Genomic DNA, 12,916 nt, shown 5'->3' on the forward strand with positions numbered 1-12,916 from the left:
GAGTCCGGCGTGGGGGCTTATTGTGTGCGTTGGCCGGTGTCCCCGTCCTGCCAAATGGCAATCTCCACCGGCGTTGGGTTGTAGCCATTGCACGGGTTATTTAACTGCGGGCAGTTGGAGATAAGCACCAGCACGTTCATTTTCGCCACCATTTCCACATATTTGCCCGGGGCGGAAATGCCATCGGCGAAGGTCAGCCCGCCGTCGCGCGTCACCGGTACGTTCATGAAAAAATTGATGTTGTGGGTGATGTCGCGCTTGGTCAGGTTAAATTGCGGATGTTGGGCGATAGCCAGCATCCAGCTATCACGGCAGGCGTGCATATGGCGCTTTTCCAGATCATAACGCACGGTGTTGCTCTCGGTGGCGCAGGCCCCGCCGAGGGTGTCATGCCGTCCGCAGGTATCGGCGACGATTTCCAGCATTGGCCGGTCTTCGTTAGAGCGCAGAATGCTGCCGGTGGTGAGAAACACTTTGCGCTGGCCGCGCAGGGTATCGGTGACGCTATAGCGCTCGGCGGTGTCGTCGGCGTTATAAAACAGCGTATCCGCCGCCTGATTGCCTTCAAGATCGGTAATGCGCAGCGTCTGGCCAGCGTCCAGCCGGTGCAGCCAGTAGTCGCCAGCCTCAATGGTGGAGCGATAGACCGCCGTGGCCGGGTCGCGGGGACTGGTTGTTATCATCATCAGACTCCTTGTGGTTGTTCAGCCAGATAGTAGAGCGTGTTGTTGCGCAGCCCGCGCTGGTTTTCCGGGCGCTCCAGGCAGTGTGCGGGCAGCGGTGCGCGCCGGTGGTCAATGGCTATCGACACCGGATGGCGCGGATAGGTGCGGGCATCGCTCAGTGGGTGCGGGCAGGTGTGCAGAATCACCAGCGTGTCCATGGCAAAACGCAGCGTGACGCTGGCCCCGGCCTGACCCTGACGCGCCAGCGTCAGGTTGCCGTCGTCATCGCTGGCAACCTGGGCGAAAAAGTTAACGCAGGCGGCCATGTCGCGCTTGCCAAGGCCGTATTTCGCCAGCTCGACCAGAAAACTGTCGTAACCGTTCTGATGACGATCGTTACGCGCCTGTTGGTAGTTCAGCTCGCCGAACTGGTGTGCGACCTGCTGTGCGTGACTCGCGCCGCAGACGGTTTCATGCCAGCCGAAGCTGTCGGCTTCAATGGCGCAGAAAATGCGCCCCATATCGGAATAAAGGCAATGGCCGCTGGTTAGCCTAAAGGTGTGCTGACATTTCAGGCTGTCTGGCGCGTTGTAGCGCTCCAGCGGGTTTTCCGGGTTATAAAACAGCATGCCGACGTTGGCTCCGCCGCTGGTATCGGTCAGCGTCAGCGCGGTGCCCCGGCGCATAATCAGCGACCAGTGCGACCCGGCGGGCAGCTCGGTCTGGTAACACGCGTTCATGTCAAAATCGTTCATGATGTTCTCCTCTCAGGCGACGTGACGCCGCCCGTTCATCAATTCGCCCACCGAGGCGCGCACACCGGCAGGGGCGCGATCGAGCGGCAGGTCGTAGGTAATACTGGCTCCCCAGGCATCGGGGGCGTGCGTATCCTGACGGAGCTTGTCGAACACCCACAGCCGGGTGCCGAGCGAGAACCCCTCTTTCAGGTCGTGGGTTATCATAAAAATGGTCAGACGGTGTTCCTGCCATAACTGGCTGATGAGCTGGTGCATTTCGCCGCGAATGCCCGGGTCGAGCGCACCGAACGGTTCATCGAGCAGCAAAATGCGCGGGCGTTTGAGCAGCGCCTGTGCCAGCGCCAGCCGCTGTTGCATCCCGCCGGATAGCTGGTGCGGGTATTTTTCGGCGGCTTGCGCCAGACCGACCTGATGCAACATCGCCATCGCTTCATCGCGGATGGCCTGACGCCTGGCTCCCCACACCCGGCCTAACCAGCGGGCTTTGGCAAACTCCGCGCCGAGCATCACGTTCTCCACCACGCTGAGGTGGGGGAAGACCGAATAGCGCTGAAACACCACACCCCGGTGTTCATCCGGTTCTTGCGGCATCGGCTTGCCATCCAGCAGTAACTGGCCGCTGCTGGGGTGCTCCGTGCCCAGTAACATGTTGAGAAAGGTGGTTTTGCCACAGCCGGAGGCGCCGACAATCGACACGAACTCCCCTTCGTCAACCGAAACGTTAAGCCGCTCCAGCACCACCTGGCTGCCGTACTCTTTGCGAATGTTTTTTAGCGTTAATAACGACATAGCTTCTCTGGCTCTCTTGTTGTCGGCGGCTTATTTCGAGTAATACCAGGGCCAGCCGCGACGGCTGATAAGTTTGAGCAGCGCATCGAGCAGGAAGGCCAGCAGCGTTATCCAGGCGACGTAAGGCAAAATCACGTCCATCGCCAGATAACGGCGCATCAGGAATATGCGGTATCCCAGCCCGTCGGTGGCGGCAATCGCTTCAGCGGCAATTAAAAACAGCCAGGCAGAACTGAGTGACAGACGCACGGCATCAAGCAGGCGCGGCATCAGCTGCGGCAGGATCACCCGCCAGAGGATCTGGCCGCTGTGGCCGCCGAGCGTTTGCGCTTTCACCAGTTGCTCGCGCGGCAGCGTTTGAATGTAGAGCTGTAAATCGCGGATAATAAATGGCGTGATGCCGATGGTTATCAGCACCACTTTGGCGACTTCACCCAAACCAAAGCAGATAAACAAAATCGGCAGCACCGCCAGCGGCGGCACCAGCGCGAACAGCGTTATCAGCGGTGAGAGCGTGGCGCGCACCACCGGCAGCGCGCCGCACAGCAGGCCAAACACCAGCGCCAGCAGGGCGCTTAAGCCAACGCTCGTTAACAGGCGCAGCAGGCTGGCGGCGGTATCGCTCCACAGCAGGTATTCGCCCGTGCGCTCGTTGGGCTCCAGCGCCATGCGGTGAATGGCATCGCTCATGGCACTGAAGCCCGGCAGCAGTTTGTCGGCGGCGTTGAGCGACAGCCTGGCGTCGGATGCCATCAGGTAGACCAGCAACAGCGCCAGTAATGGCAGAAACCCCATCATGCCGCGTGTCAGCGGGAGCGGCTGGTAGTTGATCAGTTTACGCATCCGACATTCCCCTCTGTTTACAGCTTGTGGTCAGCGGCAAGTTTCAGGAACTCATCGCTAAAGCGCAGCTTGATGTTGCCCGTGTTGCCCCACACACCGGAGGGGGTGCTGACCCCGACGACCGTTGCGCCCGGCGCGTTGTCGCCAAGCAAGCCGTGACGAAACGAGAACTCGGCCACTGACTGCATGGTGGTTTTGAGCTGGGCGCTTTCGACAAAGCTCAGGGCCAGTGGTGGCGTAGCAAACAAGTGGGTGGCGGCGAGCTGCTCATCAAAGCCGGGCAGGTCGGTTCCGGCGGCCTGACCCATCGCGGTGCGGGCCTGACGGGCGCTGTCACTGTCGCCGGACATCGCTTGCAGCGTTTCATACCAGGCACCGGTCAGCGCTTTGCCAAGCTCCGGGTGCTTTTGCAGCGTGGCGGTGTTGACGACCAGCAAATCGAGGATTTCGCCGGGGATCTGCGCTGATGAGAAGGCCAACTGGCTACCCGGTTGTTGTTTGGCGGCTGCCAGCAGTGGGTTCCAGGTGACGATGGCGTGTACATCCGGCGTACCGAAGGCGGCGACCAAATCGGCATCCGCCGTGTTCACCACTTTGATGTCTTTCTCACTCATGCCGTTTTTTTCCAGCGCGCGCGCCAGCAGGTAGTGAGAGACCGATAGCTGCACCAGATTAATCGGCTTGCCTTTCAGGGCGGTGAGGTTATTGGTGCCTTTAATCAGAATACCGTCGTTGCCGTTTGAGTAATCACCGACAATCAGTGCGGTGCTGTCTACGCCGCCTGCCGCCGGGATGGTGAGCGCGTCCATGTTGGTCATGGCGCAGCCATCGAAGCCGCCAGCGGTGTATTGATTAACGGATTCGATATAGTCGTTCACTTGCACGAACTGGATGGCGATACCGTATTTATCGGCCCATTTTTTGATGATGCCCTGTTGCTGGGCGTAGTCCCAGGGCATCCACCCGGCATAAATAGACCAGCACAGTTTGAAGGCCGGTTTGCCTTCGGCCTGTACGCCAAGGCTACACAGCGCCAGGGCGCAAAGAAGTAAGACGCGTTGAAGGGTTTTCATGGTGAGATGTCCTCTGACGTTGGGCGCAAGCATAAACAGCAAAACAGCAGGAGGGCGGCGAGCATCGACTCGCTGTATCCTCCCGGGCTTTTATCCCGCCGTGTAACCGCCAGAGGGCGGTCGGTAACTCTCGGACCTGCGCCATCACAGCCGGAACCCTAGTTACCCATTTCCAAATTGTCTGGCGACACCGGTTGCCCGCTATCGCTCCTGCCTGAGGATGTATTAAGCAAGAAGCCTGCCACATTGCAAACTGACTATCGACGTGCGCTGGTTATCGAGGTGCCTGGCGAGTCAGGCCGGTTTGTTGTTTATTAATCAACGTGTTATTTTTTTATCCGCTGTGGCCTCAACACGCAGGCCGGTTGTATGAGTCAGCGCCGCTGCACCTTTTACGTGCAAATTACGTGCAAAATCGGAAGGGTGTGCGATGTTGTTGGGCAAGGTCGGCGGCCTGCCAAAGGCTCGTGGTTGAGGGCAGGCGCGGCAGATTTCGGCAAAAGGGAGGATTCTGTACGTCGTCTGTACCGATCCGGCGTAGAATAGAGCGCCCGCTCGCCTCCTTTGGCAAGGTCTTAGCGAGAAACCGCCCGGATGCCGCGTTCGTCAAGGTGCGCGGTGCAGGGCCTCGGGTTTGAATAACAGTGATAACCTGCTAACACGGGGTGTGGCCGGGTTATGGTGGTGAAATAAAACAGGAGTCGTAATGATGTTGGCGGATTACCGTTCGCGCTGGCTGCTGCCAGTGATTATGTTGGTAGCGGCGTTGCAATTGTCAGCCTGTGGCGACAAAGATAAAGAAGCGCGTCAGGCGTTTACCACCTTCTTACAGGGCATTTCACAGCAGGAAGGACGTCAATTACCGGTGTTGTCTGAACAGCAAAAACAAAGCTTTGGTCGTTTTACTCAGGATTACGCCGTGATGACGTCGTTTAATCAGCAGTTGGATCAAGCGTTGGCTGGCAGCCTGATTCCGGTGTTGGAGGTGGTTTCACGCATTCGTGTTCCGCAAGATTATATGACCCAGCGCGATAATTTACGCCAGTCACTCGGGGCGCTGAACATGTTGAGCCCGCAGGTGCAAAGCGCCAAAACCCAGGCTGACTCGGCACGCCATGCGCTGAAACAAAGCGAGGAATTGCAGGCCGTTTACGACAAGGTTTATAACCGCGCCGTTTCGTTGCCAGCCAACGCCATGGTAACGGTGGTGCCTGCCAGCACGGCTTTCGCCCAGAGTGTGATGCAAGTGGGGGATTACCTTCAGGCTCAAGGCAATCAGGCCGTGTTTGGCAACACCGGTGTGCAATTCCACACGCCGCAGCAGGTGGAGCAGTACAACGGCATGATGACCGATATTGCTAACCAGCAGCAAAAATTGTACGCCGCGCTGAAAGCACAGAACTTTCTTCCTCACTGAGTGAGTCAATGTGGTCGGCACTAACGGCTGTAATAAGGGCAACCTGTTGGTTGCCCTTGTTTTTTTAGCTTATCGGCTTACGCCCTGATTACTTTCTGTAGGGTAATGAGGTGTGGTGGCTGGCAAACGGTAAGCCGTGGCTGGCTGAAGGCAGCTCATGCGTTGAAGAGAGGCGGAATGCCGAAACGGTGTTGGAAAGGATAACGGCTTGTTCTTCCAGCGAGTTGGCTGCCGCAGATGATTGCTGAACCAGCGCCGCATTTTGTTGCGTGGTGCTATCCATCTCGACAATCGCCTGATTAACCTGTGCAATTCCTCGGCTTTGTTCATCGGATGCGACGGTGATTTCGCCCATAATGTCATGCACGTGTGTGACGGCAGTGACAATTTCCTGCATGGTTTTCCCGGCGGTATGTACCAGATGAGCACCTTTTGTCACCTGATTGACCGAGGTGGAGATCAGCCCTTCAATCTCTTTCGCCGCCTGAGAGCTGCGCTGCGCCAGGTTGCGCACTTCGTTCGCCACAACAGCAAAACCACGGCCTTGTTCACCGGCACGCGCGGCTTCTACGGCTGCGTTAAGCGCCAGAATGTTGGTCTGGAAAGCGATGCCATTGATAACAGACGTGATTTCTGCAATGCGTTTGGAACTGCCTTCAATGTCGGCCATGGTTTGTACGACGTCAGCGACCAATTTACCGCCCTCTTGCGCGGTTTGGGTGGCATCCAGCACCAGTTTATTGGCCTGATGCGCGTTGGCGGCGTTTTGTTTCACCGTAGAGGTCAGCTCCTCCATGCTGGCCGCTGTCTGCTCGACGGATGCTGCCTGTGATTCCGTGCGGGCGGCGAGATCGTTATTACCGGTGACTATCTCGCTGGCGGCGGTGGTTATCTGGCTGACCCCCATGCGAATGTCATCAATCATGTTGTGCAGATTCGCTTTCATTTTGGCCATGGCGTCAAATAGCATGCCCAGTTCGTCACGGCGGGTGGTTTCAATATTGACGGTTAAATCGCCGGTGGCAATGCTCTCCGCAATCGCCACGGTGTTATTGAGCGGATGGGTAATCTGGCGCGAAATATACCAGGCTATCAAAATGCCCAGCACCAGTGTGATCAATGCCGTCGCAGCAATTTGCCATTCCGCGTCGCTGATGTCTTGTTGGGTCGCGCGGGTTTCATCGTTCACCATTTTATTCGCGGTGTCGATGAGCAAATTGGCGGTGTCGCCCAACAGCTTTCCCTGCTCCAGTTCTATCTGATAGGCAGGAAGGTAGGCGATCACCTGCGTTTTATAGGTAGAGAGCGTAGACACAACGGGAGCCATAATGGCCTGTTGTTCAGGACTAAGGGCTTGAATAAATTGATTTAATGCCGTTTGCGCATCATCCAGTGCGGTAATGAGCGGTTTTTCTGCATCACTGTTAAGCGACAGCAGCAGGCCGCGCACCAGGTAACGTACGTTAACCAGTTTTTGATGCAGAGCGGTCAGTTGCAGTTGTAGCGTAAGATTACCGGCAACCTGTTGCTCTATTTGTTTGAGTGGTTTCTCTGAGTCAGAAAGATTCCAGCTTTTACGCACGTCATCTTTTTTGGCGACGGCATCGGTGTAGTTTTTACGGCGTTCTTTATACTGATTAATCAACTTGCTGATATTATCCAGCCGATCGTTATAATCGCCGCGCCAGGATTTATCTTGCGTTGAAGATATCAGTGTAATGATGTTATCAATATGTTTGCTGTTTTCTTTCAGGCTCTCGGCATTATAACCACTGGCATAAACTGCGCGATAATAACGGGCTTCACTAACTTCGCTATTAATCTGATTACTGAAAATAACTTTTTCAAAACGGCCTTTCAATGTTTCAATGTACCGGACGCTAACGGCAGCAATAATAACGGTCAGTAACAGAACCAGAGCGAACCCGAGCCCCAATTTCCTACCGACTTTGATATTTTCGAGTTTTATAGCCATTGATTTTCTTCCATCATTAATAGGCTGAGTAAGTAAGGTTTCAGGTTGAATCCCTGAGGTAATATATCCTACTGGTGAGCGCTACTCAGGCCTGACGCTCATCAGACTTTAAAAATCCCCGTTGGTGAGCGGTATCGGTACGGGTATATACCGAACTGACGCCTTCCTGCGTCTTGAAATCTAATTAAATTAGAGTATGGATGAGATATTGCCATGCTGATGGTCGCTTACAGACAATGACAAGAGCACGCAGAGTCTATCGGCGAGCCAGACGGAAACTTTATATATTCATTGTCATAGCTTTTATGAATTTTATGGGTTTTATGGTTTTTATAAATACCCCCTTCATCGCTGGCGGATATTTGGGCCCTATACGATGGTTTCACTGTAATGTCATGAAAGCTATTTAGGCGATAATTGATGTTGTCGCTGTGATCTGGAAAACAAAGTAGAAAAAACCCGGCATAACGAGCGTTATTCCGGGTTTTGAGCATCAATCATTTTTCATTGAAAAATAGATTGTTACGAGTTATTTATTTTTTCGCTTCGGCAAAGCGTTTGGCGGCTTCGTCCCAGTTTACGACGCTCCAGAAGGCTTTGATGTAGTCCGGGCGGCGGTTCTGGTATTTCAGGTAGTAAGCATGTTCCCACACGTCCAGTGCCACAAGCGGATAACCGCTCGCGCCAGAAACGGCTTCACCCATCAGAGGGCTGTCCTGGTTGGCGGTAGAAACCACAGCCAGTTTACCGTCGTCTTTTAATACCAGCCACGCCCAGCCTGAACCGAAACGGGTTGCGGCAGCCTGCTCGAATTTTGCTTTGAACTCGTCAACGCTGCCGAAATCACGCTCAATCGCGGCTTTCAGTTCGCCTTCCAGCGTGGTGCCGAGTTTCAGGCCTTTCCAGAACAGGCTGTGGTTGGCATGGCCACCGGCGTTATTACGCAGCGGGCCTTTCTTGTCAGCAGGCAGTTGATCCAGCTTGGTGATCAGCTCTTCGGCAGACAGAGCGGCGAATTCCGGCAGAGACTCCAGCGCTGCGTTAGCGTTATTGACATAAGCCTGGTGGTGTTTGGAGTGATGGATTTCCATCGTCTGCTTGTCAAAATGCGGCTCCAGGGCGTCATAAGCATAAGGCAGGGATGGCAGTGAATAACTCATGTTTAGCATCTCCATTGTTGTCGTGTCGTGCGCAAATTGTCATCGCGCGCAAATCGTTATCGTGCACAGTGTGCGGCACATCACTTTGTTAGCACCGCGTAAGCGTTAAGTTCATTATAGTTAATTAAATGATCTTGAAAATGATTAATTCGTAGCGGTGCATGCTCATTTTCTTATGATTGTTATTAAATTACAAAAACTTATAACAAATTTAACCAACTTAACAATAAATCGTTCTAAGTTATTTCCAGGCCGCCGCTTACTCTGTCAGCCGTTCTGGGTGGGTGTACACCGTGGCGCGCCCGGGGCGACAGAAGCCAACCAGCGTCAGGTTACAGCGCTCGGCAACATCGACCGCCAGCGAGGTAGCTGCGGAAACGGCAAAGACTATCTCAACGCCACACATAGCGGATTTTTGTACCATTTCATAGCTGGCGCGGCTTGATAGCAATGCTGCGCCTTGTTGCCAGGGCTGGCGGGCACGCACGCCCAGCAGCTTATCCAGGGCGACATGGCGGCCCACATCTTCACAGCCACCCAGCAACTCACCTTCAGGTGACAGCCAGGCCGCAGCGTGCGTAGAACCCGTTAATTGCCCGGCCTGCTGAACATTTTTGAGCGCGCGTAACGCCGGTTCCAGCCGTGACAGGGAGAATGTTTGCGTGAAGGGCAGCGGCGTGACGGGCTTGCCTATCTCCGCTAACTGTTCCACCCCGCAGACGCCGCAGCCGGTGCGCCCATCCATGGCTCTGCGCCGCGCCTTAAGGCCGACAAAACGGCGACTGGAGAGCTCTATTTGCACTTCAATGCCGTTGCAGGCTGACGTGACATCAATACCGTAAATGTCCTGCGGTGATTGAATAATGCCTTCTGACAGGGAAAACCCCAGCGCAAATGCTTCCAGATCCTTTGGCGATGCCATCATGACGACGTGTGAAATGCCGTTGTAAACCAGCGCTACCGGAACTTCCTCTGCCAGCCAGTCTGGTTGCGACCTGCTCAATGTACCCTGATGCCAGACGATGCGCTGACTGGCGCCGACGGGACTCTGCACGTCGGCTGCGTCTTGAATATCATCACTGTTCACTGCGTGTGCCTGCTGCTTTATAAGTCTGTGCCAACATTATTTCACCGTCATAATTTCACCGCCATAGCGCTGATGCGAACTTTTATCCCGCAGGAGAGTCTGTTACCACCTTGTTTTGCCAGGATTGCGTAACGCTACGCATAACTCATGGTCAGGGTATTTATCGGTTAATAACAAACTGTGCGCTGCGTCGAAGAGTGGCATTTTTCATCGCAGGCGGGCTTTTACAATGTGATAACGCTGTATACGATTTAATCATCTCTTTCTGTCAGGACTTATCTGTTACTCAAGGTATATGGCCGAATGCTCCTGCTTAAGGGCTTAGGCCACGGCAAGGCGGGCATGCATATCGGTATCGTGAACGGCGGCCTGCCATGACTCTCATAAAAGGAGACAGAAATGGCCATAGATACAACAGGAAATCGTGTGCAGCCAGGAGAATTCGGGCCCGCACTGGCGCTCAAAGCGCGTTACGACAATTTTATTGGCGGTGCCTGGGTACCGCCATCCGGCGGCGAATACTATGTCAATCTCACCCCTGTAACCGGTCTGCCTTTATGTGAGGTGGCCAGCTCCAGTAATCGGGATGTAGACCATGCGTTAGATGCCGCACATAAAGCCAGCGCGGAGTGGGGGGCATTATCAACACGTGAACGCGCGCAAATCCTTAACCGCATCGCCGATCGCATGGAGGCGAATCTGGAATTACTGGCCAGTGCCGAAACCTGGGATAACGGTAAGCCGATTCGTGAAACTCGCAATGCCGATGTGCCGCTTGGCATCGATCACTTTCGCTATTTTGCCGCCTGTATCCGTGCTCAGGAAGGCGCTATCAGCGAGATTGACCATGACACGGTTGCCTACCATTTCCATGAACCGTTGGGGGTGGTCGGGCAGATTATCCCCTGGAACTTTCCTCTGTTGATGGCGTGCTGGAAGCTGGCGCCTGCGCTGGCGGCAGGCAACTGTGTGGTGCTAAAACCGGCCAAATTGACGCCGCTGTCAGTGTTGTTGTTGATGGAGCTGATTCAGGATGTGCTGCCGCCCGGCGTCATCAATGTGGTGAATGGCGCAGGCGGAAAAATTGGCGAATATCTGGCAACGTCGCCGCGTATCGCAAAAGTGGCCTTTACCGGGTCTACCGAAGTCGGCCAGCAGATCATGGGCTATGCCGCGCAAAATGTGATTCCTGTTACGTTGGAATTGGGCGGGAAATCGCCAAATATTTTCTTTGCCGATGTTATGGAAAGGGAGGACAGCTTCTTTGATAAGGTGCTGGAGGGCTTTACGCTGTTTGCGTTTAATCAGGGCGAGGTTTGCACCTGCCCAAGCCGCGCACTGGTTCAGGAGTCCATTTATGAGCGTTTCATGGAGCGCGCTATCAAACGGGTAGAGGCGATTCGCGTCGGTAATCCGCTGGATAATCAGACCATGATGGGCGCGCAAGTGTCGTCAGGTCAGTTGGATACCATCCTTAACTACATTGATATCGGCAAGAAAGAAGGGGCTGAGGTACTCACCGGCGGCCACCGTAAAGTGCTGCCAGGCGATTTGGCGCAGGGGTACTATCTTGAGCCGACCATTCTGTTTGGTCAGAACAGTATGCGGGTGTTCCAGGAGGAGATTTTTGGCCCGGTGCTGGCGGTGACGACCTTTAAAACGCCGGAAGAGGCACTGGCTATCGCCAATGATACCCCCTACGGTTTGGGGGCCGGGGTGTGGAGCCGGAATACCAATATTGCCTATCGCATGGGGCGCGGTATTCAGGCGGGCCGCGTCTGGACTAACTGCTACCATGCTTATCCGGCACATGCAGCCTTCGGTGGTTATAAACAGTCAGGCATCGGGCGTGAAACCCATAAAATGATGCTTGAACACTACCAGCAAACCAAATGCCTGCTGGTGAGTTACTCGGATAAACCGCTTGGCTTGTTCTAACTGACTACGCCGTTGGCCCGCTTTTTCGATGGCCGATACGATAAACACCAGAGTGACGGTGGCTTGCACCGGCACTCTGGTATTCGGGGTGCTGTCAGGCGGGCACTCGCCAGGAATCGTAGTAAATGTGTTCAACCTGGAAGTTGACGTCATCCTTGTCGTCGCTCAGGCGGTTGGCGATGGTAAAGGCGAAATCGAAAGCCACGCCCAGCCCTTTACCGCTAATCAGGTTGCCGTCTTCTACCACTTTTTGGTCAACATACACGCCGTCGGTGACATCTTGCCATAAGTCACCGGAGCAGACGTAATTGCGCCCTTTGAGCAACTGATTGCCGCCGAGCACTCTGGCTGCGGCCGAACACAGTGGGCAAATGAGCTTGCCTGCTTCATCGTGACGGCGGATAAATTCTGTCACCATCGGATTGGCGGCGAGATTTACCGTACCTTGCGGGCCGCCTGGGATCACGACAGCATCGAATAACTGGTCCATTTTTCGTTCCAGCAGCGCATCTGCGAACATACGAATATTGTGGTAGCTGTGTAGCTCCAGTCGGTCGTGGCAGGAAAGCAGCGTGACATTCAGCTTGGTACGATGCAAAACGTCAATCACCATAATCGCTTCTGCTTCTTCAAACCCAGGAGCCAACAGAATGGCAACATTCTTGGCCATAATATCTCCAGCAATCATCAAGAAAAGGAAGTGGCGCGTTGTGCCGCCAAGGATAGCAAAGAAACGAATTTCAAATGAAACGTTGTTTTAATATTGGGCGATGGGTCGCGTAATCAAAGTTTCCTCATCCCCATGAAGGAGAGATAGCGCTATACTTACTCCCTTATTGCCCGCGATGCGCCCGCTGGTTTCCTTGCGGGCGCAGGCGATAAACGTCACTTCCGATAGCTTCTATTAAACGCGTTCTTTATTTCATATAAGAGCGAATAACGCTGACAATCGCTTCTAAATCGGCGCTGCGCTCGCTTGGATCAGCCTCTTCATTCATCAGATGGCTGCGGATATGCCCTTCTAAAACTTCACCCATCAGGCCGTTGACCGCTCCCCGAATAGCCGCGATTTGTTGCAGGATGTCCAGACAAGAACGTTCCCCGCTATCCAGCGCTTTTTCCAATGCTTCAGCCTGACCTTTGATGCGTCTGACGCGCGTGAGCAGTTTTTTCTTGTCATGAATGGTATGTGGCATACCGTCTCCCATCTT

Annotated in this window: 12 protein-coding genes and 1 riboswitch; of the genes, 2 read left to right on the forward strand and 10 right to left on the reverse strand. The window is 54.5% G+C overall.

Going from position 1 to position 12,916, the window contains the following annotated elements; translation table 11 throughout:
- Window positions 1-17: 17 nt before the first annotated feature.
- From O1Q98_RS12235 to O1Q98_RS12255, 5 genes are read right to left on the reverse strand one after another with little or no spacing between them, the layout of a single operon-like run.
- Complete coding sequence (locus tag O1Q98_RS12235; protein WP_125257834.1) at window positions 18-683, reverse strand: urea amidolyase associated protein UAAP2; 666 nt, start codon at window positions 681-683, stop codon at window positions 18-20.
- A gap of 2 nt (window positions 684-685) precedes the next feature.
- The gene (locus tag O1Q98_RS12240; RefSeq protein WP_125257904.1) at window positions 686-1,405 is read right to left on the reverse strand and encodes an urea amidolyase associated protein UAAP1; all 720 of its coding nucleotides are present in this window, start codon (window positions 1,403-1,405) and stop codon (window positions 686-688) included.
- A 27-nt stretch (window positions 1,406-1,432) separates the two neighbouring features.
- Window positions 1,433-2,212 carry an ABC transporter ATP-binding protein gene (locus O1Q98_RS12245; RefSeq protein WP_125257835.1) on the reverse strand — a complete coding sequence of 260 codons (780 nt, stop codon included), beginning with the start codon at window positions 2,210-2,212 and terminating at the stop codon, window positions 1,433-1,435.
- Between the two features lie 30 nt (window positions 2,213-2,242).
- Window positions 2,243-3,055, reverse strand: coding sequence for an ABC transporter permease (locus tag O1Q98_RS12250; RefSeq protein ID WP_125257836.1), 813 nt, complete (start codon window positions 3,053-3,055; stop codon window positions 2,243-2,245).
- Window positions 3,056-3,072: 17 nt separating this feature from the next.
- Complete coding sequence (locus O1Q98_RS12255; protein WP_125257837.1) at window positions 3,073-4,128, reverse strand: putative urea ABC transporter substrate-binding protein; 1,056 nt, start codon at window positions 4,126-4,128, stop codon at window positions 3,073-3,075.
- Window positions 4,129-4,205: 77 nt separating this feature from the next.
- A riboswitch (guanidine-I (ykkC/yxkD leader) is annotated at window positions 4,206-4,301 on the reverse strand.
- 533 nt (window positions 4,302-4,834) lie between these two features.
- On the opposite strand from O1Q98_RS12255, the gene O1Q98_RS12260 reads away from it, so the two are divergent.
- Window positions 4,835-5,545 carry a DUF3053 domain-containing protein gene (locus O1Q98_RS12260; RefSeq protein WP_125257838.1) on the forward strand — a complete coding sequence of 237 codons (711 nt, stop codon included), beginning with the start codon at window positions 4,835-4,837 and terminating at the stop codon, window positions 5,543-5,545.
- Window positions 5,546-5,633: 88 nt separating this feature from the next.
- Here O1Q98_RS12260 and O1Q98_RS12265 read toward each other — a convergent pair whose 3' ends face one another.
- From O1Q98_RS12265 to fdhD, 3 genes are all read right to left on the reverse strand, one after another.
- A complete protein-coding gene (locus O1Q98_RS12265) occupies window positions 5,634-7,520 on the reverse strand; it encodes a methyl-accepting chemotaxis protein (RefSeq protein ID WP_125257839.1) in 1,887 nt (628 codons plus the stop codon).
- 533 nt (window positions 7,521-8,053) lie between these two features.
- Complete coding sequence (gene sodA / locus O1Q98_RS12270; protein ID WP_125257840.1) at window positions 8,054-8,680, reverse strand: superoxide dismutase [Mn]; 627 nt, start codon at window positions 8,678-8,680, stop codon at window positions 8,054-8,056.
- A gap of 259 nt (window positions 8,681-8,939) precedes the next feature.
- The gene (fdhD, locus tag O1Q98_RS12275; RefSeq protein ID WP_125257841.1) at window positions 8,940-9,767 is read right to left on the reverse strand and encodes a formate dehydrogenase accessory sulfurtransferase FdhD; all 828 of its coding nucleotides are present in this window, start codon (window positions 9,765-9,767) and stop codon (window positions 8,940-8,942) included.
- A gap of 399 nt (window positions 9,768-10,166) precedes the next feature.
- On the opposite strand from fdhD, the gene exaC reads away from it, so the two are divergent.
- A complete protein-coding gene (gene exaC / locus O1Q98_RS12280; protein ID WP_125257842.1) occupies window positions 10,167-11,705 on the forward strand; it encodes an acetaldehyde dehydrogenase ExaC in 1,539 nt (512 codons plus the stop codon).
- 94 nt (window positions 11,706-11,799) lie between these two features.
- Here exaC and O1Q98_RS12285 read toward each other — a convergent pair whose 3' ends face one another.
- Both O1Q98_RS12285 and O1Q98_RS12290 read right to left on the reverse strand, forming a co-directional pair.
- Window positions 11,800-12,375 (reverse strand): DJ-1/PfpI family protein, encoded by a 576-nt coding sequence (locus tag O1Q98_RS12285; protein ID WP_125257843.1) that lies wholly within the window; start codon window positions 12,373-12,375, stop codon window positions 11,800-11,802.
- A 247-nt stretch (window positions 12,376-12,622) separates the two neighbouring features.
- Entirely contained in the window at window positions 12,623-12,901 is a 279-nt protein-coding gene (locus O1Q98_RS12290; RefSeq protein ID WP_125257844.1) for a metal/formaldehyde-sensitive transcriptional repressor, read from the reverse strand.
- Window positions 12,902-12,916 lie beyond the last annotated feature (15 nt).

It is taken from the genome of Dickeya lacustris (assembly GCF_029635795.1).
GTDB lineage: Bacteria > Pseudomonadota > Gammaproteobacteria > Enterobacterales > Enterobacteriaceae > Dickeya > Dickeya lacustris.

Coding starts and splice junctions, on each gene's coding strand:
- O1Q98_RS12265 (WP_125257839.1), bottom strand. CDS start 7,520: ATGGCTATAAAACTCGAAAATATCAAAGTCGGTAGGAAATTGGGGCTC.
- O1Q98_RS12290 (WP_125257844.1), bottom strand. CDS start 12,901: ATGCCACATACCATTCATGACAAGAAAAAACTGCTCACGCGCGTCAGA.
- O1Q98_RS12285 (WP_125257843.1), bottom strand. CDS start 12,375: ATGGCCAAGAATGTTGCCATTCTGTTGGCTCCTGGGTTTGAAGAAGCA.
- sodA (WP_125257840.1), bottom strand. CDS start 8,680: ATGAGTTATTCACTGCCATCCCTGCCTTATGCTTATGACGCCCTGGAG.
- exaC (WP_125257842.1), top strand. CDS start 10,167: ATGGCCATAGATACAACAGGAAATCGTGTGCAGCCAGGAGAATTCGGG.
- O1Q98_RS12245 (WP_125257835.1), bottom strand. CDS start 2,212: ATGTCGTTATTAACGCTAAAAAACATTCGCAAAGAGTACGGCAGCCAG.
- O1Q98_RS12250 (WP_125257836.1), bottom strand. CDS start 3,055: ATGCGTAAACTGATCAACTACCAGCCGCTCCCGCTGACACGCGGCATG.
- O1Q98_RS12235 (WP_125257834.1), bottom strand. CDS start 683: ATGATAACAACCAGTCCCCGCGACCCGGCCACGGCGGTCTATCGCTCC.
- O1Q98_RS12240 (WP_125257904.1), bottom strand. CDS start 1,405: ATGAACGCGTGTTACCAGACCGAGCTGCCCGCCGGGTCGCACTGGTCG.
- O1Q98_RS12260 (WP_125257838.1), top strand. CDS start 4,835: ATGATGTTGGCGGATTACCGTTCGCGCTGGCTGCTGCCAGTGATTATG.
- O1Q98_RS12255 (WP_125257837.1), bottom strand. CDS start 4,128: ATGAAAACCCTTCAACGCGTCTTACTTCTTTGCGCCCTGGCGCTGTGT.